The organism is Streptomyces sp. NPDC039424 (assembly GCF_055639495.1).
Genome location: NZ_JBVKAI010000008.1, coordinates 39,577 through 59,003, shown reverse-complemented (window position 1 = coordinate 59,003; position 19,427 = coordinate 39,577). Strand labels below are relative to the sequence as shown.

Genomic DNA, 19,427 nt, shown 5'->3' with positions numbered 1-19,427 from the left:
ATCAGGCGAGCGGCTTGACCAGCAGCTCGAACTGCAGGTCGTCGCGCTGCGGGATGCCGAAGCGCTCGTCGCCGTACGGGAACGGGGTCATCCGTCCCGTACGGCGGTAGCCGCGGCGCTCGTACCAGGAGATCAGGTCGTCGCGTACGGAGATCACCGTCATGTGCATCTCCGTGACGCCCCAGGTCGCGCGGGCCTGCCGCTCCGCCTCCGCGATGATCACCCTGCCCAGGCCCGCGCCCTGCAGCGCGGGGCTGACCGCGAACATGCCGAAGTAGGCGTGGTCGCCGCGGTGTTCGAGCTGGCAGCAGGCGACCACCCGGCCGTCGCGCTCCACCGTCAGCAGGCGGCTGTCCGGCGACTTTATGACCGCCAGCACCCCCTCCGGATCCGTCCGCTGCCCCTCGAGGATGTCCGCCTCGGTGGTCCACCCCGCCCGGCTGGAGTCTCCCCGGTACGCCGACTCGATCAGTGCGACCAGCGCGTCCACGTCGGCGTCGGTGGCATCGCGGAAGATCAGTCCGGCAGCGGCGGTGTCCATGGGTGTACGTCTCCGATCTCTGGCGCGGCAGGGCAGGAACGAGACTAACCCTGGCACTACTCTCCGGATGCATGGTGCACGTACTCAGCAGCCGGACACTTCTGCGCCCGACCGACCCCGAGCGCTCCCGGGCCTTCTACGGCGAGCGGCTCGGACTCGCCGTCTACCGCGAGTTCGGTACGGGGCCGGAGCGGGGGACCGTCTACTTCCTCGGCGGCGGCTTCCTGGAGGTCTCCGGACGCTCCCCGACCCCGCCGTCCCCGTCCGTGCGGCTGTGGCTCCAGGTCGCCGACGTGACCGCGGCCCACGAGGAACTGCTCGCGAAGGGGGTCGAGATCGTCCGGCCACCGGTGCGCGAGCCCTGGGGACTGGTCGAGATGTGGATCGCGGATCCGGACGGCGTCCCGATCGTGCTGGTGCAGATCCCCGACGAACATCCACTGCGGTACCGGCCCGGGATCTGACGGGCGCCGATACGGGCGGTGGCCCCGGCGCGAGCGGAGCCGGGCGGTTCGTGGACCGTGCCGGGGCCGCCGCACCGGTGGGCTGAACGACGGCAGGGCTTCCGGCACCGTCAATGCGGCCGACCATCTCGGCTCAGGTAAACCCACGCATGTGGGCTCCGCCTCGGGGCCCGGTGCCCGGCAGGCCGGACCGACCGGAACCATCCGGGGGCGGCGACGGGCGGTGGTGGCCCCGGCGCGGGCCGAGCCCGGCGGTCCGGGGCCGTGCCGAGGGCCCCGCTCGCGGCCTGCGCGGCGGCAGGGCCCCGGCGCCGTCAACGTGGCCGGTGCTGCCAGCCCCGGTCGGTTCGGGTCAGTTCGGTGAAGCCCGCGGTGCGCAGTGTGTGGAGTGGGGTGGTGTCGTCGGCGTGTTCGTAGGCGAGGAGGCGGTCGGCGCCGGAGAGGCGCAGCCAGTCGGCGGCGTGGGCCAGGAGCTGGTGCTCCCAGCCGACTCCGTGGTGTGCGGGGTCGATGTGGAGGTTGCCGATGTCGGCGAGGCCGGCGGCGCGGGCGTGGCGTTCGGGGCGGGCGAGGGAGGTGTCGACCTCGATGAAGCCGACGGGGTGTCCCTCCGCGTACGCGGTGAGGCGGGTCCCGCACTCCCCGAGCGTGCGCTCGACGGTGATCCCGGGGCGGGGCTCCGGCCGGGGCAGCTCGGACACCGGCGCGAGGAGGATCACCTCGGTGTGCCCGGTGTGCCGGAACCCGGCGCGCTCGTAGACGGCCCGTACGTGCGGCCAGTTGCGGGGCAGGCCGTAGACGGCGGGGGCGGGCAGGTCGCCCGAGGCGTGGCGGACCCGGACGCGCCAGCGGGCGAGTTGGGCGAGGCAGGCGGCCATGAGCAGGTCGGCGGCCTGGTCGGTGTGCGGCCGGAAGGAGGCGGGCGGATGCCAGAGGAACCAGGCGATCTCGCCCGCGTCTCGGTGGTCTTCGCCGACCTCGGCGTCGGCGCGGTAGCGCAGGAGATGGGCGGCGGCGGCCACGTGACCGTGGCTCTCGGCGACGAGCGTGACCCGCTCCCCCACCCATGGGTCCGTGACGAACTCCTCCGGCTGTCGCTCCAGGCCGCTGAGCACGGTGTTCACGGAGACCGAGACACCGGGGACGACGGCGGCGACGTGCGCGTTGACCAACTCCGTCAACTGGTCGCGGTCGTCGCGGTGGAAGGGGCGTACCTGGGGCATGCGTGACCTCCGGTCGGAAGGGTGAGGGGAGGCCGCCATGCGATGCGGTACGGGCACGAGGGTACGTCGCGGGACGGGCGGGCGCGAGGGGTTTCGGATGGCCGGGGCCGGGGGGCGGGGCTAGCGTGCTGCCATGAAGGCCGACAAGCCGGTGACCGGCGGACCCTGCTGGACGGAACTGGGCACCAGTGACCTGGAGGGTGCCAAGCGGTTCTACACGGAGCTGTTCGGCTGGCGTCCGGAGACCGATCCGCGGCAGGAGGCGGGCGGCTACACGGTCGCGCACCTCGGGGACGCGGCGGTCGCCGCGCTCACCCCGCTGTACCAGGAGTCCCAGCCGGTGGCGTGGAACGTGTCGTTCGCGGTGACGGACGCCGACGCGGCGGCGCGGCGGGTGGAGGAGGCGGGCGGGACGGTGGTCCTCGGCCCGATGGACGTCTTCGACGTGGGCCGCTTCGCCGTGGCCCTGGACCCGACCGGCGCCGCCTTCCAGCTGTGGCAGGCGCGGACCTTCCCGGGCGCCGGGCTGTTCGACGCGCCGGGCTCGCTGGGCTGGGTGGAGCTGGCGACCCGGGACACCGAGCGGGCCCGGGACTTCTACACCACGGTCTTCGGCTGGAGCGTCAACGCCTCCGAGTGGTACACGCAGTGGGGCGTCGACGGGGAGGACTTCGGCGGTATGGCGGCGATGGGCGACCGGTTCCCGCCCGAGGTGCCGGCGCACTGGATGCCGTACTTCGCGGTGGCGGACGTGGACGCGACGGCGGACGTGGCGGTGCGGGCGGGCGGTCTCGTCGTCATGGAGCCGTCGACCGTCCCGGACGGCCCGCGCATCGCGGTGCTGCGGGATCCGCAGGGCGCGGCGTTCGGGGTGCACCGGGTGGGCGAGGCGGGCTGAGGCGCGCGCGGGGCCGGGTCCGTCACGCGAGCGGTGTCACCGTCACCCGGTCGATGACCGGGGCGTACGCGGAGCGCTGGCCGTAGGGGTTGCGGCCGGTGCCGTCGTGGTCGGGGAGTTCGTCGGCGGTGAAGGTGAGGGTGTTGGTGCCCTCGCGCAGGGTGACGGGGACGGACAGCTCGAAGAAGTTGTTGAAGTGGAAGGTGGTGGGGAACAGCACGCGCCGGGGGGCGGCTGCGTTGACGGAGATGTCCGCGTGCCGGCAGACCGGGTCGGGGTTGTAGTGGGTCGCGGGCGCCTGTTCGCCGTTGGAGTAGCGGATGGTCAGCGCGTGCCGTCCGGCCCGTTCGGCGGTCACGGTGAGGGTGAGGGCGTTCGCCGGACCGCCGCCGATGCCGTCCACCGCCTTGCCGCCGGTGGCGAAGGTGTGGGCGCCGGTGACGTGCGCCCGGCCGGTCGGGACGCCCTCCTCGGCCGGGTACGCGGCGGTCGGCAGCAGGCCGCGGGACGGCGCGACCAGCAGCCGGTCCAGGACGAGTTGCTCCGACGCGCCGGTGACCGTGATCTTGTTGATGCCGCCGGCCAGGAACAGGGGTACGGCGGTGCGCTCGACCGGGCCGGTCTCCTCGCCGTTGACCGTCAGCAGGCCCTCGCCGGGGCCGAGCAGAGCGACGGTGACGGTCGCCTCGCCGTCGCCGGACGCGTGCACCCAGAAGGTGGCGGTGCCGCCGCGCGGCAGGACGACCGCGCCGGGCCCGGAGGCGCCGCGGTGCGTGTAGCTCACCCGGGCCCCGCCGCCGAGGGACGCGTACTCGGCGTCGTACAGCGCGGGCGCCGTCACATGGTCGTCGCGGAGGGCGAGGTCGAGCCGGTCGACGACCGCGTCGCCCCGGGTGACGCCCAGGTCGGCGTCGCGGGCGGCCAGGGTGAGCGTGTGCCGGCCTGCGGTCAGCTCCACCCGGGTGTCGGTGCGGCCCCACACCGCCCACTTGTAGCCGAGGGGCAGCCGCAGTTCCTGCGGCCGTTCACCGTCGACCCGCAGGAAGACATTGGTGGGGCCCTGCTCGCGCACCGCCTCGGCGAGGTTGTCGGAGTTCGCGAGGACACGCACGTCGTACGTCCCGTCGCGCGGGACCTCGACGTCGAAGGCGAGGACCAGGTCGGAGCCGGTGCGCAGGCCGCCGACGTGATGGCCGCCGGAGGTGGCGAACTTGCCGACGTCGGCCGGGGACCCCTCGGGCCCGTGGACGACATGGCCGTCACCCGTATGGGCCGCGTCCTCGGCCTCGTACGCCCGCCGCCAGCCGACCGAGGGCGGCACCGGAGCGCTCCCGTTGCCGCCGGGCGACAGGATCGCCTGGTAGGCGGACATCTCCTCCAGCTCCTCCAGACGCACCGTCACCTTGCCGTCGGTCACCGGGAGTTCCAGGTCGGCGAGCCGCGACGGCTGCGCCGATTCGCCCAGCTGTCCCGTCCAGGGGATCTCCAGGAGCCGTATGTGCACGGCCGTGCCGAACAGCTCCGGGTCGACGCCCTCGACGACGAGGTCCGCGGCACCGCTCCCGCCGCCGAAGAGCACCCGTGCCTGCCGCTTGTCCCGGTCGAGTGCGGCGACGCCCTGGAGGGTGTACTGCACGTTGGGCCGCGGCGCGGTGACCCGGACCGTGCTGCCCGTGAGCCGGCCGTAGGCGTTGAACAGCCACCACTGCCCGTTGCCCCGGTTGGCCTCCACCGCCGAGTCGTTGAGGTTGCCGTCGATGTTCCAGTACGCCATGTCGGCGTCGACCTTGGACTCCTCCAGGGCGGCGATCCACTGGATCATCTGGCCGGGCACGGACAAGTGGTAGTTGTGGGCGTACTCGTTGATGTTGACCGGCAGCGGGCCGATCCCCAACTCCCGCTCCATGCGGCGGTACTTGGCGACGTTCGTCCGGATCTCGTCCGGTGACGACAGCTCGTGCCAGGTGACCACGTCGGGGAGGACGCCGTTGTCGCGGGCGAACTCGAGGAAGCCCCGGACCTCGTCGTAGAGGATGCTGGTGTTGGGCCCGGCGATGCGCGCGTCGGGGTGCAGGGCCCGGATGAGCTCGCAGAGGTCCTTCCAGGCGGCGAAGTAGCGGGTGGGGTCGTCCCGCCAGGAGACGGTGTCGTAGCTCCACTCCCCCGTGCCGAACATGTTGCCCTCGGGCTCGTTGAACGGCACATAGACCACGTGGGACTTCAGCGCGCCCAGCGTGAGCACCTGTTCGACCTGGCGGCGGACCCGGGCCCGGAAGCCGGCGAGCCGTTCCTCGCCCGTGGCGCCGGGCCACTCGTAGGGGAAGCCGCGATAGATGTCGGTCATGTAGACGTACACCTCCCGGCCGCCCGCCTCGACGAAGGACGGCAGGATCTCCAGGGCGTCGGCGCCGGGGTGCTGGGTGCCGTCCTGGGCCTTGGTGGAGACGGTGCGGACGTACATGCCCTCGACGACGTTGCGGCTCGGCACGCCGTCGCCGTACAGCCCGTACAGGGTGCCGCTCGCGCCGCCGTGGACGGGGCCGGTGTCGGTGCCGAGGTCGACGGTGAGCGCCTGGTCGGCGGAGGTGGCGGAGGCTGCGGCGGTCACGACATCATCCCCTGTTCGTGATTTCGTACGCCAGTCGGCGAACCGAACGGCACTGACCGTAAGGATCACCTCCGGCCCGCGTCAACGGTCGCGACAGCCGCCGCTCACGCGCGCAGGGCGCCCATCCGTCCCTCCAGGCGGGTCAGCAGCTCGGCGAGCAGGCCGGCCAGTTCCCCCTGGCCCTCCGGGGCCAGGACGGACAGGACGGCCGTCTCGTAGGCGAGCTGCTCGGGGAGGATGCCGTCCACCAGGCCCCGGCCGGCGTCGGTGAGCCGGACATGGGCGACCCGGCGGTCGCGGGTGTCGCCGCGGCGCTCGACCAGGCCTCGCTCGGTGAGCTGCTTGAGGCGCTTGGTGACGGCCGCGCCCGAGGAGAAGGTCTCCCGGGCCAGCTCGCTCGGGGTCAGTTCGTGACCGGTCCGGCGCAGCGCGCCGAGCAGATCGAACTCGGGGCGGCTCAGGCCGGCGCGGCGCAGCGGCGCGTCCTCGGCCTGCTGCAGGAGGGCGGCGCAACGGTTGATGCGGCCGATGACCTCCATGGGTCCGGTGTCCAGCTCGGGGTGGACGGCCCGCCACTGCCGGACGACCGCGGCGACGGTGTCGCCCCTCGCCGCCTCGCCCCCGGCCCCCGGCTGTCCGTTCGTCGCCGTCATGGCCGTACGTCCTCCGTTGTCCTCGTCTGAGCCGAGGGGTGGAGCCCCTGGCGTCGTACCGTCGCGGCGAGCGTACGGTGTCCGGACTGTTCGGCGAGCACGACCCGCTCCTGGGGCAGGGCGCGCTGCCACCACTCGCCGGACGCGGCGTCGGCCGTGGCGCGCAGCTGGACCAGGGCGGCGGCCAGCGAGCGGCGGGCCGTTTCGAGGGCGCGGGGCTCGGGGTGGGGTTCTGCGAGCAGGCGCGCGGCGCTCTCGCGGGCCCGCTCGGCGGCGGCCAGGTCGTGGGCGAGGCGGTCGCCCGCCCGCCGGTTGGTGACGGCCACGGCGGCGACGAAGCCGACGAGCGCGCCGACCAGGGTGTCCCCGATCCGCTCGGTGATCAGCGTGCGGGGGTCCTGCGTCCGGGCGAATTCGGTGATGAGCAGTGCCATCGGGGTGACGCAGACGCTGCCGAGCCAGTAGTTGCGGGCGATCAGCGCCTCGGCGCCGAAGTTGAGGGCGAGGCAGCACAGCACCAGGGCCGCCGGGTGCGGATGGGTCAGCGGGACGAGCGCGGCGAAGAGCAGCACGCCGACCAGGTTGCCGACGACGCGCTGGACGCCCCGGCTCCAGGTGAGGGTGACATTGGCCTGGTAGAGGGAGGCGGCGGTGACGAGGGCCCAGTAGGGGCGGCCGGCACCGAGGGCGAGGGAGGCGTATCCGGCGAGCGCGCAGCCGATCGCGGTGCGGGCGGCGATCGGGGCGAGCGGGCCGAGGGCGCGCCACCAGGCGGGGTGCGGGGCGGCGCGTTCGGCGTCCACGCCGAGGAGTTCGTCGGCGTCGGCGGCCTGCGGGACGTCCGCCCGGGGGACGGGGCCAGTGCCGCGCAGGGCCCGCGCCCAGCCGCGCAGCCGCTCGGGGTCGGTGCCCGCGGGGGCGGCGAGGGCGACCTCCGCACGGACGAGCAGGCGTTCGAGGGCGCGGCGGGTGCGGTCGGCGCGGGCGCCGGTGGAGAGCAGCGACTGCCAGGCGGCTTGCACGGCGGCGGCAGCGGCGGCCCGGGTACGGGCGTGCCCGTCGCCGGTGCCGCGCGTGGCGGCGTACGCGGCGGCGGCGTTCAGCGCCTGCGCGGTGGCGCGGCGTTCGGGGCCGTGCGGGCGGAGCAGGCCGGGCGCCATCCCGACCAGCCAGGCCCAGGCGCCCGCCGCCACGGCCAGCGCCAGGTGACCGGGGACCTGGGCGAGGGTCTGCGGTACGAACAGGGACGCGGAGCTGATGAAGGTCAGGACCACGTTCCCGGGCGGGCCGGTGCGGGTGGCGTCGCACAGCGTCTTCTGCGCGGCGGCCAGGAGGGCGCCGACGGTGACCAGGGCGACGGCGTCGGTGGTGAGCGACGCGGTGAGCAGGGCGACGGCCAGCCCGCCGATCATGCCGAGCACCACCCAGGCCAGGGCGCGGGCCCGGGCCGCGTACGGGCGGTTGTGGCCGTAGAGCGCGCACAGCGACCCGGCCATCGTGTACATCGCCAGGTCGAGGCGGCCGAGCGCCAGCAGGGTCAGGTTGGGCGGGGCGACCGCGGCGACCACGCTCAGCGCGGGCTTGAACCAGATGTCGGAGGGGCGGCCGAGGCGCAGGACGCCGGCGAGGGGGAGACGGTGGGGGGTCGCACTGCTCATGGCATCAAATTTAGCACGTGTTTTACATGTAAAACATCACTCGTGCTCCCGTGCACCCCCTTGCGCTCGCGTGCGCGCCCCGAGGGGCGGGCATCGCATCCCTCGACCGACCGTCGAGCGGGGAGGTGCGCGTGCACGGACCGGCGTCGACCGGCTGGCTCCTGGTGGTGCTGTGCGCGGCGACCGGGGCGTACTGCCTGCTGCGGATGCGCAGCAGGGTCGAGGAGCAGCGGCGCGCCGCGGGGGGCGAGGCGCTCATGGGGTTCGGCATGGCCGCGATGGCCGTACCCGGCACGGTGTTCAGCCCGCCGTCGTGGGCCTGGCCGCTGTACGCCGTCGTGTTCGGCGCGGCGGCGTTGCGCGCCCTGTGGACCGCGCGCGGCAGCCCGCACCATCTGCACCACCTGGTGGGCAGCGCGGCCATGGTGTACATGGCGCTCACGATGGCCGGCTCCCCCGGCTCCCACCACGAGCACGGCGGCACGGGGGTTCCCCTGCTGACCGGTGCGCTGCTCCTCTACTTCACCGGTTACGTGCTGCTCTCCGGCGTCCGGCTGGTCCCAGCCGCCGCCGTCACCGGTACGAGGACCGTCCGGTGGGGCGACCGGCCGGAGCTGGCGCGGGCGTGCCGGCTGTCGATGGGGATCGCCATGGTCGCCATGCTGCTGACACTCTGACGCAGGCCCTCGGGCAAGCGTTGTCTGCGTCACTTTGCCGTGCCGGACCGTACCCCTGAGTAGCCCACCGCTCATAGGCTGCCGACCATGATGGTCCCCGCGGCACTGCTGCTGCTCGGCGCCCTGGCCGCCGTCGTCGCCCCCCGGCTGCTCGCCCGGGCCGACTGGCCGGACCGTGAACCGGTGGTCGCCCTGTGGGCGTGGCAGTGCGTGGTGGCGGCCGTCCTGCTGTGCTGCGCGCTGTCGATGACGCTCAGCGCGGCGGCGGCCTGGCAGGCGGTGCGCGGGCACGTGTTCGGGCCGGCGCCGCGGGCGGTGGTGGACGCCTACGCCCTCGGCACGGCCGGTCCATGGGCGGCGACCACCGCGGTGACGCTCGCGTGCGGCGGGCTGTGGACCGCGGCGATGCTGGTCCGCGAGGTCGCGCGGGCCCGGACGCGGCGGCGCCTGCGGCGGGCCGAACTCCTCGTACGCGCGCCGCTGTTGCCCGGGGAGGAGCCCGCGGGCGGCCGACTGGTCGTACTGGAGGGCGAGCGGTCCGACGCCTGGTGGCTGCCGGGTGCCACGCCCCAACTGGTCATCACCACGGCCGCGTTGCGCCGCCTGAAGGGGCGCCGGCTGGACGCGGTCCTCGCCCACGAGCAGGGGCACGCGCAGGCCCGGCACGACTGGCTGCTGCACTGCTCGGGCGCGCTGGCTGTCGGGTTTCCGCAGGTGCCGGTGTTCGCCGCGTTCCGCGACGAGATGCACCGGCTGGTCGAACTGGCCGCCGACGACATGGCCTCCCGCCGCCACGGCCGCCTCACGACCGCGCTGGCCCTCGTGGAACTCAACGAGGACCGCGGTGTGTTCGGCCCCGGCCCCACCCCGCAGGCCCACCTCCCCCAGCGCGTGCACCGCCTCCTCACTCCCCCGGACCGCCTCACCGCGATGCACCGCCTGCGCCTGACCGCCGCCGCGGCCCTGGTCCCGGTGATCCCGGTACTGGTGGCGTTCATACCGAGCCTGCGAGCACTGGGGTAGGCACCGGCACGCGTGCCTCCGGCGGGCGCCTCCACCCCGGCGACGGACCACTCACGCCCCGGGGCTGGTTTCCCGTACCGCGCGTCGGAGAAGATCGCAGCATGCACCACCCGTCCGTCGAGTCCCCGCCCCGCCCGCAGGAGTACCGCGCGGCCGCTCGCGCCGCCTGGGTCCTCGCGCCGTGTTCCGTACTGCTGCTGACGCTGGTCGCGACCAGATGGCACCCGCTGATCGCCGTGGACGGGGACGTCGCCCGCACCACCCATCGCTGGGCGGTGGAGGAAAGCGGCCTCACCCATGTCTTCCGCGTCCTGACCGACTGGGTCTGGGCCCCGCTGACAATGCGCCTGGTGTGCGGGGCGGTCGCCGTGTGGCTGGTGTGGCGCCACGGGGCGTGGCGGGCGGCCGTGTGGCTGGCGGTGGCCTGCGCGTTGACCACGGTGGCGCAGCAGGCGGTCAAGGCCGCCGTCGCCCGCCCCCGCCCGGTCTGGCCGGACCCCGTCGACTCGGCGCACTACGCGGCCTTCCCCTCGGGTCACGCCATGACCGCCGCGGTGGTGTGCGGCCTCCTGCTCTGGCTGCTCCACCACTTCGGCGCCGGACGCGCCCTGTGGCGTACGGCCGTCGCCGTCGCCGTGGTCTCCGTGGTGGGGGTCGGCCTGACCCGGGTGTGGCTCGGCGTGCACTGGCTGTCGGACGTGCTCGGAGGGTGGCTGCTCGGGGGGCTGGTCGTGGCGGTGGCCGTGCTGGCGTACGGGTGGTCGCCGAGCGGCCGGGCCGATCCTCACTAGCGGACCACCCGGTTCAGCCCCGCCGCGCATCGAACATGCATACGCTCGTGCGGCGCCCTCGGGAGACGCCCGCAGGGCCACCGGAGCATGGGGGAACCTTGTCCAGCATGTCCAGACGATCACTGCTCGGATACTCGGGGACGGCCGCCGCGAGCGCGGCGATCGGCGGTGCGGCGTCCGCGCAGCCCGCCCAGGCCCAGGAAGCACAGGCGGAGACCGCGTCGACCGAGTTCCAGCCGGGGACGCTCTTCACCGGCCAGAGCACCATCGGGGACATCGACGCGGACCTGCAGATCAGGTTCAGCGTCCAGACGAACCAGGCGCCGGCGGCGAAGGTCATCGATCCCGTGGAGGTCGCCGAGCTGCTCAACGAATTCGTCACCTCCCGAGGCTGGCCGGCCATCAGGTTCTACGGCACCCCGCCGCCCGCCCCGCTGAACTGACGCGCACCGACAGCAGCCACGCACCGGACGGAAGGGCGACATAGCGCCGGGTACAGTCCACCGCATGGCTGCCGTCCTCTTCGACTTCTCCGGGACCCTGTTCCGCGTCGAGTCCACCGAGTCCTGGCTGCGCGCCGTCCTGGCCGAGTCCTCGCTGGAACTCCCCGAGCCGGAACTGGCGGAGGCCGCACGGGCGTTGGAGGCCGCCGGGGTGCTGCCGGGCGGGGTGGCACCGGTCGAACCGCCGGCGGAGCTCGCTCAGGTGTGGGCGGTCCGGGACGAGAGCGCCGCGCTGCACCGGGCCGCGTACACCGGCCTGTCCCGTCGGGTACCGCTGCCCGATCCCGCGCTGCACGAGGCGCTGTACGAGCGGCACATGTCCCCGCGGGCCTGGTCGCCGTACCCCGACGCCGCCGAGGTGCTGCGCACACTGCGCGAGCGCGGGATCGGCGTGGGCGTGGTCAGCAACATCGGCTGGGACCTGCGCCCGGTCTTCCGCGAGCACGGGCTCGACGAGTACGTGGACGCGTACGTGCTGTCGTACGAACACGGCGTCCAGAAGCCGGACCCGCGGCTGTTCTCCACGGCCTGTACGGCGCTCGGTGTCGATCCGCGGGACGTGCTGATGGTCGGTGACAGCAGGCCGGCGGACGGCGGTGCGGCGGCCCTCGGCTGCCGGGTGCACTTCGTGGACCACCTGCCGGTGTCCGAGCGGCCGGACGCGCTGCTGCCGGTGCTGGACCTGGTGGGCTGAGCCCCGTTCCGGTGACCGGCCGCCTGAGACGATCCCCCGTGTCGCCCCAGGCGGACGGCAGCCCTGAGCAGGCCCCGCGCGGAGCCGGGGCCGATGCGTTGAGTATAGTTGGCTGGCAGCCAGTCAACGCAGGAGTCACAGCATGTCCCCGCGCAGCGCCTCGGTCAACGAAGAGTTGCGAAGGCGTTCCCGGGAGCGGCTCCTCCAGGCGGCGGTCGAGCTGGTCGGCGAGCACGGGTACGAGGCCACGACCCTGGGCGACATCGCGGACCGGGCGGGCTCGGCGCGCGGACTGGTGTCGTACTACTTCCCCGGCAAACGCCAGCTCCTGCAGTCCGCCGTGCACCGGCTGATGCACCGCACGCTGGAGGAGGCGCTGGAGCGCGAGCCGCGCACCGACGACGGCCGGGAGCGGCTGGCGCGGGCGATCGACGCGATCCTGGGCCTGGCCCGGGACCGGCCCGTGCTGATGCGCCAGCACATGGCGGGACTCCTCCAGGCCGAGGGCTTCGTGCGGTGCCCGGAACAGCGGCGGCTGTCCGAGCTGCTCAGCGACACCGTCGTCCGGTACGGCTCCCAGGACGTCCAGGCGGACTACCCCATGCTGCGCGCGCTCCTGATGGGGGCGGTGTACGCGGCGCTGGTGCCCGGGGTGCCGATGCCGATTCCGACCCTGCGGGACGAGCTGTTCAAACGCTACCGGCTCGACTGGGAGCTGGGCGTGCCGCCCGGGGCCGGGGCGGCGGCCGAGGGGGAGTGCGAGAAGGATCTTTCGCGGTTCTTCGCCACGGAGGAGCGGTCGGGTGCCGTGCCGGACGGACGGGCGGGCGACGGGCCGGGCGCCCTCTAGCACCACCGGCCGACGAGCCACCCCTTCGGAGGACATCACCCCACCGGCCCCTGTCAGTGGAGCCGGTGCGGTGGGATGCTGGAGCCATGCGTGTAGCCGTCGTCGGCTCCGGGCCGAGCGGGTGTTACACCGCCCAGAGCCTGATTCAGCTGGATCCCGAGGTGCACGTCGACGTCCTGGACCGGCTGCCGTGCCCGTACGGCCTGGTGCGGTACGGCGTGGCCCCGGACCACGAGAAGATCAAGTCGCTCCAGGGCAGCCTGCGCACGGTCCTGGAAGACGACCGGGTGCGGTTCCTCGGGGGCATAAGGGTCGGCGGCCCCGGCGGGCTGCCGGTCGAGCGGCTGAGGGAGCTCTATCACGCGGTGGTGTACTGCGTGGGCGCCGCCACCGACCGGCATCTCGGCATTCCCGGCGAGGACCTGCCGGGCAGCTGGTCGGCGACCGAGTTCGTGTCCTGGTACAGCGCGCATCCGGACTCCGCCGAGCACGGCTTCCTGCGGGGAGTCCGGTCGGCGGTGGTCATCGGCGTGGGCAATGTCGCGGTGGACGTCACCCGGATGCTGGCCCGGGGCGTGGCGGAGCTGAGCCCGACCGACATGCCGCAGGCGGCGCTCACCGCGCTGGCGGCGAGCGGGGTGCGGGAGGTCCAGATGGCGGGGCGGCGCGGCCCCTCGCAGGCCCGTTTCACCACCAAGGAGCTGCGCGAGCTGGGCGCCCTGCCCGGCACCCAAGTCCTCGTGGACCCGGCGGAGCTGGCGCTCGACCCGGCGTACGTCGACCCGTCCGGGCTGCCCGCGGCGCAGCGGCGCAACGTGGAGGTGCTGCGCGGCTGGGCGGCACGGCCGGCCCAGGACGCGGCGCGCCGCATCCGGCTGCGCTTCCATCTGCGTCCCGTCGAACTTCTCGCCGACGAAGGGCACGTGGGCGCGGTGCGCTTCGAGCGGACCGCTCCGGACGGACAGGGCGGCGTCAAGGGCACCGGCCTCTTCGAGGTCGTCGAGGCGCAGTTGGTGCTGCGCTCGGTCGGTTATCGCGGAGTGCCCCTGGAGGGGCTGCCGTTCGACGCGGCGAGCGGCACCGTGCCGAACAGCGAGGGCAGGGTGGTGCGCGGGTCCGTCGTGTCGCCGGGCGAGTACGTGGCCGGCTGGATCAAGCGCGGCCCGACAGGCGTCATCGGCACCAACCGCCCGTGCGCCAAGGAGACGGTGCTCTCCATGCTCGCGGACGCCCCCGTGCTCGTACGCAAGCCGGTGCCGGACGATCCCGTCGCGGTGCTGCGGGCGGCCGGGATCGAGCCCGTGCCGTGGGCGGGGTGGCAGGCGATCGAGCGGGCCGAGGCGGAGCTCGGGGCCTCGCTCGGGCGCAGCGTGGTCAAGCTGGCCGACTGGGACTCCCTGCTGGCCGCGGCGCGGACGGCGGCCTCCTAGCAGAGTGGGGCGCGCCCGGGTGGGCAGGACACACACCGGCAACAGCCGCGAAATCAACAAACTGTTCAAGCCGTTTACGGTCTCGTGCTGTTCGGATGTCGCCCCCCCACCCGCCGCTCTGGAGTGCCCATGGCCACGACCGCACCCGTACACCCCGTCGACGAGGTCCCACCCGGACGGCAGCTGACCGCCTTCGGTCTGCAGCACGTCCTCGCGATGTACGCGGGCGCCGTCGCGGTTCCGCTGATCGTGGGCGGGGCGCTGAAGCTGTCGCCCGCGGACCTGGCCTACCTGATCACCGCCGACCTGCTGGTGTGCGGGATCGCGACGCTCCTGCAGTGCGTCGGGTTCTGGCGGTTCGGTGTGCGGCTGCCGATCATGCAGGGCTGTACGTTCGCGGCCGTGTCGCCGATGGTGCTGATCGGGACGACGGGCGGCGGGCTGCCCGCCATCTACGGCTCCGTGATCGTCGCGGGACTGGCGATCATGCTGCTGGCGCCGGTCTTCGGCAGGCTGCTGCGCTTCTTCCCACCGCTGGTCACCGGCACGGTGATCCTGATCATCGGTCTCTCGCTGCTGCCGGTCGCGGGCAACTGGGCGGCGGGCGGCGTCGGCGCGAAGGACTTCGGGGAGCCGAAGAACCTGGCGCTCGCGGCCTTCGTGCTGGCCGTGGTGATCGGCGTCCAGCGGTTCGCGCCCGCGTTCCTGAGCCGGATCGCGGTGCTGGTCGGCATCGCGGTGGGGCTCGCGGTGGCCGTGCCCTTCGGCTTCACGGACTTCGGCGGGGTCGGGGACGCCGACTGGCTGGGCATCAGCACCCCGTTCCACTTCGGGGCGCCGGCGTTCAAGGTGTCCGCGATCGTGTCCATGCTGGTGGTGGCCCTGGTGACGATGACGGAGACCACCGGTGACCTGATCGCGGTCGGCGAGCTGACCGGGCGGAAGGTGGAGCCGCGCTCCCTCGCGGACGGGCTGCGCGCCGACGGCCTGTCCACCGTGCTCGGGGGTGTGTTCAACACCTTCCCGTACACGGCGTACGCGCAGAACGTCGGCCTGGTCGGCATGACCCGGGTGCGCAGCCGCTGGGTGGTCGCGGCGGCCGGCGGCATCCTGGTGCTGCTCGGTCTGCTGCCCAAGCTGGGCGCGGTGGTCGCGGCGATCCCGGCACCGGTGCTCGGCGGCGCGGGCCTGGTGATGTTCGGGACGGTCGCGGCGAGCGGCCTCAGGACGCTGGCGCGGGTCGACTTCAGGGACAACCACAACCTGACGGTGGTGGCCGTCTCGGTCGCCGTCGGCGTCCTGCCAGTGGGGGTGCCCACCGTGTACGCCAAGTTCCCGGACTGGTTCCAGACGGTGATGAACAGCGGCATCAGCGCGGGGTGCCTGACCGCGATCGTACTGAACCTGCTGTTCAACCACCTTCCGGCGCGGTCCGGTTCGGCCACCGACGTCGGGGCGGAGGGCCTGCCCGCCGGGGGCGGGGAGGCTGCGCACCCCGGTCCGGCGAGCTGAAGGGCCCTGCGCCCCGTTCGCACGCGGTATGCGAGCTCAGGGCCTGCGCAGCAGCCCCGTCGGCACCGCGGCGGCGAGCACCTTGTAGCCCGTCGGGTTCAGGTGCAGCCAGTCGCCGTCGTGCAGGGTCGGCAGCAGGCGCCGCGGGTTGTCGGGGTCCCGGACCGCGCGGTCGAAGTCGATGACCGCGTCGAAGTGACCGGGGGTGCGGATCCAGGCGTTGACGCGCTGCCGGGAGGCCTCGCGCTCGCCCGCCGGGTCGTCGTAGAGGGTGCTGCCGCCGAAGGGCGTCAGGGTGGCGCCGTAGACGCGGATGCCCTGGGCGTGGGCGCGGACGACGATCTGCCGGTAGGCGGCGATCAGGTCGTCGGTGACCCGGCGCTGGGCGTCGGCGGTGGCGTCGGCGGTGCCTAGGTCGTTGACGCCCTCGAAGACGATCAGCCAGGAGACCCCGCTGCGAGCGAGCACGTCGCGGTCGAGGCGGGCCAGGACGTTGGGGCCGAGCCCGTCGTTGAGGACCCGGTTGCCGCCGGCGGCCTGGTTGAGGACGGCGATGCCCGAGGTGGCGGGGCGGGTGCGGAGGCGGTCGAAGAACTGGTCCGTCCAGCGGTCGTTGCCGTTGGTGGTGGAGCCGCGGCCGTCGGTCAGCGAGTCACCCAGGACCGCCAGCGCCTCGGTGGTCCCGGGTGACAGCACCTCGACGTCGCTCAGCAGGTACCAGTGGTTGACCGGGGTGGCGCCCGGCAGGTCCTGGTCCTGGGTGTGGTCGCCGCCGACGAGGTACGAGGTGGTGCGCGAGCCCGGGTGCGAGGTGAGCGCGAGCGACGGCTGGCCCTGGGCGAGGTAGGCCGTGACGGTCAGGGCGGATCCGGCCGGCAGGTCGAAGTCCAGTGGGTCGGAGACGACTTGGGCGCCCACGGGGACGGTCGTGGCGGCGTGCCCGGAGAAGGTGATCGGATGGGTGCTGCCGGGTTCGATCGCGCTGACGCCCACCCGGCCGTCCTGGGGCAGCGCCACCGTCACCGCGGTGAGCGGCAGCGGGGTGTCGCCGTAGGCGTTGGAGAAGCGCAGCCGGACGCGGTGTCCTCCGGTGGACACCCGCAGGGTCTGCCGCAGGGTGGTGTCGGCCAGGACGGACTTCTGCCCGGTGAAGGGCGCGGGCGGCAGGTTGGCGGGCTCGGTGAGCTGCGGCATGGCGGTCCAGGTGTTCACCCAGTGCCTGCCGGGGGGCGGGTGCGAAGCGGCGGGCGGGGCGGGTGGTTTGGAGCTCCTGACCAGTGCCGTCACCGCCGACGACGTCACGACGAGGGCGAGGGCGAGGACGCAGGCGCTGATCAGCGGGGCGAGCGGGATTCGTCTGGGCGGCTTCACGGGGCCCTTCCTGACAAGGGGACGGGGGGGGCGGGTGCGCGCCGTACTCCCCTCCGGCGCGCACCCGGGTCGGTCAACCGGCCGTGCAGGCGGTTCCGTTGAGCGTGTAGGCGGTCGGAGCAGCGCTGTTGCCGGTGTGCGTGGCCTGGTAGCCGATGCTGACGCTCGCGTTCGGCGCGATGGTGCCGTTGTACGAGACGTTGGCGGCCGTCACCGCACCGGAGGACGGGCTGTAGGTGGCGCTCCAGCCGTTGGTGATGGTCTGGCCGGTGGGCAGGGTGAAGCCCAGTTTCCAGCCGCTCACCGCCGTCGTGCTGGTGTTGGTGATCGTCACGGAGGCGGTCAGTCCGGTGCTCCAGGCGTTGGTGGTGACGGTCACCTTGCAGGCACCGGCCGGGGCCGGGGGCACGGTGCCGCCGCCGTCGAGGCCGAAGAAGCGCAGGGCGCGGGCCACCATCCCGTAGGCGTAGAGGTTGTGGCCGACGCCCTGGAGGCTGATGGCCTCGACGGGGGCCTGGTCACCGGTGGCGCCGTAGCGGGTGCGGGTCCAGCCGGACTGGGGCGTGTCGGTGGCGGCCGGGGTCTGGCTCACGCCGAGGACGTTGGTCCACTGCTTGATCGCCTCGCCGAAGTTGGGGTAGCGCAGCACGTCGTCCTCGGTGCCGTGCCACAGCTGCATCCGCGGCCGGGGTCCGGTGTAGCCGGGGTAGGCGCCGCGCACCAGGTCGCCCCACTCCTGCGGGGTGTGGGTGAGGGTGCCGCCGGAGCAGGTGCTGTTCCACTCGGAGCCGTCGGTGGTGGCGAAGCAGCCGAAGGGCACGCCGGAGAACGCGGCGCCCGCGGCGAACACGTCCGGGTAGTCGCCGAGCAGGACGTTCGTCATCATCGCGCCGGAGGAGATGCCGGTGACGAACACCTTGCCGGTGTCGGCCGAATAGGTGCGGGTCGCCCAGCCGACCATGGACCTGATGCCGACCGGGTCGCTGCCGCCGCCGTGGCGCAGCGCCTGCGGGGAGGAGACGTCGAAGCACTTGCTGGCCCGGGTCACCGACGGGTACACGACGACGAACCCGTACTGGTCGGCCAGCGAGGCCCACTCGGTGCCGGAGTACATCGCGGACGCGGAGCCGCCGCACCAGTGGACGGCCACCACGACCGCCGGGTGCGCGGTGACGCCGCTCGGCACGTACATGTACATCTGCAGGTTGCTGGGGTTGTCGCCGAAGCCGGTGACCTCGGTGAGCGTGGCCGTGGGGAGGGCCGCGGGGGACTCCGTCCGGGCGGCTGCCGGTGGCGCGGTGAGGAACAGCGTCGCGAGCAGCGGGAGCAGCGCCGCGAGGAGGGCGGTCAGTGTGCGGCGTAACGGCACGGTGGGGGGCATGTCCTTGTCCCTTCCTGGTTCAGCAGGAGGAGTTGGTCTGGGTCAGCAGACCCAGGCGCCACGGGAGTTGGGAGTAGTCGCCGCTCGCGGCGGGATCCATCCCCTGGTAGAGGTACCGCAGGCGGCACGGATTGATGGTGAGGGTCTGGTCGACGCCGTCGCGGATCATCTCGCCGTGGCTGAAGTCCTTGGTCCACGCGGACTGTCCGGAGGGGAACGTCACGTTGGTGGCGCGGATGAACGGGTTCGCCTCGGTGTCGGCCAGGGGCGTCCAGGTGCCGCCCAGGCTGTCGGCCGTCCAGGCCCGGAAGTAGCGCCGCCAGTCGGAGCCGGTGGCCAGGGCCTCGACCAGCATCAGGTACTTGCCGCTGTTGCCGAGCCGGTAGACGTTGCTCGCCTCGAACAGGTCGAAGCGGTTCGGTGCGGACAGCACGATCGTGGTGTCGCGCAGTCCGTTCGGGAACTCGCCGACCGTGGTCCGCGCCCGGTACTCGTGGCCGTTGCCGTCCGAGAAGAACAGGTAGCAGTCGGTCTTGTCGCAGATCACCCAGAAGTCCAGCCAGGCGCCGCTGCTGCCCTTGTTCTGCGTGACGACGGGCGGCTCGGTGTCCATGAAGGTGCGCGGGGCGCTCCAACTGCCGGGCTTGGCGGGGTCGTCGGTGGTGGAGAAGGACGGCGGGCCGGTCTGGTAGACCATGTACCACTTCTTCTGGGGGGCGAAGTAGAACACCTGCGGCGCGGCGGCGTAGCGCGTGCCGATGTCGGGGTTGGTGTCCAGGAACGTCTGCGGCGCCGCGGCGGCCTGCGACCAGTCGGCGAAGCTGGTGTGCTCGAGGCTCCACCGACCGGAGGTGTCGGCGGTGGTGGCGTAGACGTGCCAGCGGTTCTGGTAGCGGAACACCGTCGGGTCCTTCACGGACACGATCGGGTGGGTGGCGTCCGGCTTGGGTGCGATCAGCGGACCGCTGGAGGACCAGGTGAAGGAGCCGGGCAACGGGGCTGCCCGCCGCGGTGGCGAACCGTCGCCGCCTCGGGCGGCCGCGGGCGGTCCGGTCAGTGTGACGGCCGCCAGGAGCAGCAGGACCAGTCCGCCCAGGAGCGTGCGCATGCGCGGAGTCCTCATCGACTCGCCCCTCTCGTAAGGGAAGCA

General features: G+C 73.4%; 17 protein-coding genes and 1 pseudogene. 10 read left to right on the top strand and 8 right to left on the bottom strand.

Translation table 11 applies throughout. The features are described from left to right. Window position 1 precedes the first annotated feature (1 nt). Entirely contained in the window at window positions 2-541 is a 540-nt protein-coding gene (locus tag ACZ7L0_RS21325; RefSeq protein ID WP_471244059.1) for a GNAT family N-acetyltransferase, read from the bottom strand. Window positions 542-612: 71 nt separating this feature from the next. On the opposite strand from ACZ7L0_RS21325, the gene ACZ7L0_RS21320 reads away from it, so the two are divergent. Further along, window positions 613-1,005: a VOC family protein gene (locus tag ACZ7L0_RS21320; protein ID WP_471244058.1), complete on the top strand. Its 393-nt coding sequence runs from the start codon at window positions 613-615 to the stop codon at window positions 1,003-1,005. Window positions 1,006-1,319: 314 nt separating this feature from the next. Here ACZ7L0_RS21320 and ACZ7L0_RS21315 read toward each other — a convergent pair whose 3' ends face one another. Further along, window positions 1,320-2,228, bottom strand: coding sequence for a GNAT family N-acetyltransferase (locus tag ACZ7L0_RS21315; RefSeq protein WP_471244057.1), 909 nt, complete (start codon window positions 2,226-2,228; stop codon window positions 1,320-1,322). Between the two features lie 133 nt (window positions 2,229-2,361). Between ACZ7L0_RS21315 and ACZ7L0_RS21310 the strand changes: the two genes are divergently transcribed. Then, window positions 2,362-3,126: a VOC family protein gene (locus ACZ7L0_RS21310; RefSeq protein ID WP_471244056.1), complete on the top strand. Its 765-nt coding sequence runs from the start codon at window positions 2,362-2,364 to the stop codon at window positions 3,124-3,126. 22 nt (window positions 3,127-3,148) lie between these two features. Here ACZ7L0_RS21310 and ACZ7L0_RS21305 read toward each other — a convergent pair whose 3' ends face one another. From ACZ7L0_RS21305 to ACZ7L0_RS21295, 3 genes and pseudogenes are all read right to left on the bottom strand, one after another. Further along, complete coding sequence (locus tag ACZ7L0_RS21305; RefSeq protein ID WP_471244055.1) at window positions 3,149-5,734, bottom strand: cellulosome protein; 2,586 nt, start codon at window positions 5,732-5,734, stop codon at window positions 3,149-3,151. 104 nt (window positions 5,735-5,838) lie between these two features. Next, window positions 5,839-6,522: a MarR family winged helix-turn-helix transcriptional regulator gene (locus tag ACZ7L0_RS21300; protein WP_471244054.1), complete on the bottom strand. Its 684-nt coding sequence runs from the start codon at window positions 6,520-6,522 to the stop codon at window positions 5,839-5,841. Beyond that, a pseudogene (locus tag ACZ7L0_RS21295) lies at window positions 6,486-7,547 on the bottom strand (FUSC family protein); the annotation flags it as partial. The gene ACZ7L0_RS21300 and the pseudogene ACZ7L0_RS21295, both read right to left, overlap by 37 nt. 629 nt (window positions 7,548-8,176) lie before the next feature. On the opposite strand from ACZ7L0_RS21295, the gene ACZ7L0_RS21290 reads away from it, so the two are divergent. The 8 genes from ACZ7L0_RS21290 (at window position 8,177) to ACZ7L0_RS21255 (ending at window position 15,525) form a co-directional block, all read left to right on the top strand. Continuing rightward, window positions 8,177-8,722 carry a DUF5134 domain-containing protein gene (locus tag ACZ7L0_RS21290; protein ID WP_471244053.1) on the top strand — a complete coding sequence of 182 codons (546 nt, stop codon included), beginning with the start codon at window positions 8,177-8,179 and terminating at the stop codon, window positions 8,720-8,722. Window positions 8,723-8,809: 87 nt separating this feature from the next. Further along, on the top strand, window positions 8,810-9,745 hold the full coding sequence (locus ACZ7L0_RS21285; RefSeq protein ID WP_471244052.1) for a M56 family metallopeptidase: 936 nt from the start codon (window positions 8,810-8,812) through the stop codon (window positions 9,743-9,745). 101 nt (window positions 9,746-9,846) lie between these two features. Continuing rightward, the gene (locus tag ACZ7L0_RS21280) at window positions 9,847-10,536 is read left to right on the top strand and encodes a phosphatase PAP2 family protein (protein ID WP_471244051.1); all 690 of its coding nucleotides are present in this window, start codon (window positions 9,847-9,849) and stop codon (window positions 10,534-10,536) included. A 107-nt stretch (window positions 10,537-10,643) separates the two neighbouring features. Next, window positions 10,644-10,979 (top strand): twin-arginine translocation signal domain-containing protein, encoded by a 336-nt coding sequence (locus tag ACZ7L0_RS21275; RefSeq protein ID WP_471244050.1) that lies wholly within the window; start codon window positions 10,644-10,646, stop codon window positions 10,977-10,979. A gap of 64 nt (window positions 10,980-11,043) precedes the next feature. Continuing rightward, window positions 11,044-11,733: an HAD family hydrolase gene (locus tag ACZ7L0_RS21270; RefSeq protein ID WP_471244049.1), complete on the top strand. Its 690-nt coding sequence runs from the start codon at window positions 11,044-11,046 to the stop codon at window positions 11,731-11,733. Between the two features lie 142 nt (window positions 11,734-11,875). Continuing rightward, window positions 11,876-12,583, top strand: a complete 708-nt coding sequence (locus ACZ7L0_RS21265) for a TetR/AcrR family transcriptional regulator (RefSeq protein ID WP_471244048.1) — start codon at window positions 11,876-11,878, stop codon at window positions 12,581-12,583. Window positions 12,584-12,669: 86 nt separating this feature from the next. Beyond that, a complete protein-coding gene (locus tag ACZ7L0_RS21260) occupies window positions 12,670-14,013 on the top strand; it encodes an FAD-dependent oxidoreductase (RefSeq protein WP_471244047.1) in 1,344 nt (447 codons plus the stop codon). A gap of 129 nt (window positions 14,014-14,142) precedes the next feature. Further along, window positions 14,143-15,525: a nucleobase:cation symporter-2 family protein gene (locus tag ACZ7L0_RS21255; RefSeq protein ID WP_471244046.1), complete on the top strand. Its 1,383-nt coding sequence runs from the start codon at window positions 14,143-14,145 to the stop codon at window positions 15,523-15,525. A 36-nt stretch (window positions 15,526-15,561) separates the two neighbouring features. Here ACZ7L0_RS21255 and ACZ7L0_RS21250 read toward each other — a convergent pair whose 3' ends face one another. The 3 genes from ACZ7L0_RS21250 to ACZ7L0_RS21240 form a co-directional block, all read right to left on the bottom strand. Next, window positions 15,562-16,896 carry an SGNH/GDSL hydrolase family protein gene (locus ACZ7L0_RS21250; protein WP_471244045.1) on the bottom strand — a complete coding sequence of 445 codons (1,335 nt, stop codon included), beginning with the start codon at window positions 16,894-16,896 and terminating at the stop codon, window positions 15,562-15,564. A 73-nt stretch (window positions 16,897-16,969) separates the two neighbouring features. Next, entirely contained in the window at window positions 16,970-18,277 is a 1,308-nt protein-coding gene (locus tag ACZ7L0_RS21245) for an extracellular catalytic domain type 1 short-chain-length polyhydroxyalkanoate depolymerase (RefSeq protein WP_471244044.1), read from the bottom strand. Between the two features lie 19 nt (window positions 18,278-18,296). Next, window positions 18,297-19,385 carry a glycoside hydrolase family 62 protein gene (locus ACZ7L0_RS21240; RefSeq protein ID WP_471244043.1) on the bottom strand — a complete coding sequence of 363 codons (1,089 nt, stop codon included), beginning with the start codon at window positions 19,383-19,385 and terminating at the stop codon, window positions 18,297-18,299. Window positions 19,386-19,427: the final 42 nt, after the last annotated feature.

Bases quoted from the DNA above. Each gene is read 5' to 3' on its own strand.
- ACZ7L0_RS21255 (WP_471244046.1), top strand. From the start codon at position 14,143: ATGGCCACGACCGCACCCGTACACCCCGTCGACGAGGTCCCACCCGGA.
- ACZ7L0_RS21240 (WP_471244043.1), bottom strand. From the start codon at position 19,385: ATGCGCACGCTCCTGGGCGGACTGGTCCTGCTGCTCCTGGCGGCCGTC.
- ACZ7L0_RS21315 (WP_471244057.1), bottom strand. From the start codon at position 2,228: ATGCCCCAGGTACGCCCCTTCCACCGCGACGACCGCGACCAGTTGACG.
- ACZ7L0_RS21310 (WP_471244056.1), top strand. From the start codon at position 2,362: ATGAAGGCCGACAAGCCGGTGACCGGCGGACCCTGCTGGACGGAACTG.
- ACZ7L0_RS21320 (WP_471244058.1), top strand. From the start codon at position 613: ATGGTGCACGTACTCAGCAGCCGGACACTTCTGCGCCCGACCGACCCC.
- ACZ7L0_RS21285 (WP_471244052.1), top strand. From the start codon at position 8,810: ATGATGGTCCCCGCGGCACTGCTGCTGCTCGGCGCCCTGGCCGCCGTC.
- ACZ7L0_RS21265 (WP_471244048.1), top strand. From the start codon at position 11,876: ATGTCCCCGCGCAGCGCCTCGGTCAACGAAGAGTTGCGAAGGCGTTCC.
- ACZ7L0_RS21270 (WP_471244049.1), top strand. From the start codon at position 11,044: ATGGCTGCCGTCCTCTTCGACTTCTCCGGGACCCTGTTCCGCGTCGAG.
- ACZ7L0_RS21245 (WP_471244044.1), bottom strand. From the start codon at position 18,277: ATGCCCCCCACCGTGCCGTTACGCCGCACACTGACCGCCCTCCTCGCG.
- ACZ7L0_RS21275 (WP_471244050.1), top strand. From the start codon at position 10,644: ATGTCCAGACGATCACTGCTCGGATACTCGGGGACGGCCGCCGCGAGC.
- ACZ7L0_RS21280 (WP_471244051.1), top strand. From the start codon at position 9,847: ATGCACCACCCGTCCGTCGAGTCCCCGCCCCGCCCGCAGGAGTACCGC.
- ACZ7L0_RS21260 (WP_471244047.1), top strand. From the start codon at position 12,670: ATGCGTGTAGCCGTCGTCGGCTCCGGGCCGAGCGGGTGTTACACCGCC.
- ACZ7L0_RS21325 (WP_471244059.1), bottom strand. From the start codon at position 541: ATGGACACCGCCGCTGCCGGACTGATCTTCCGCGATGCCACCGACGCC.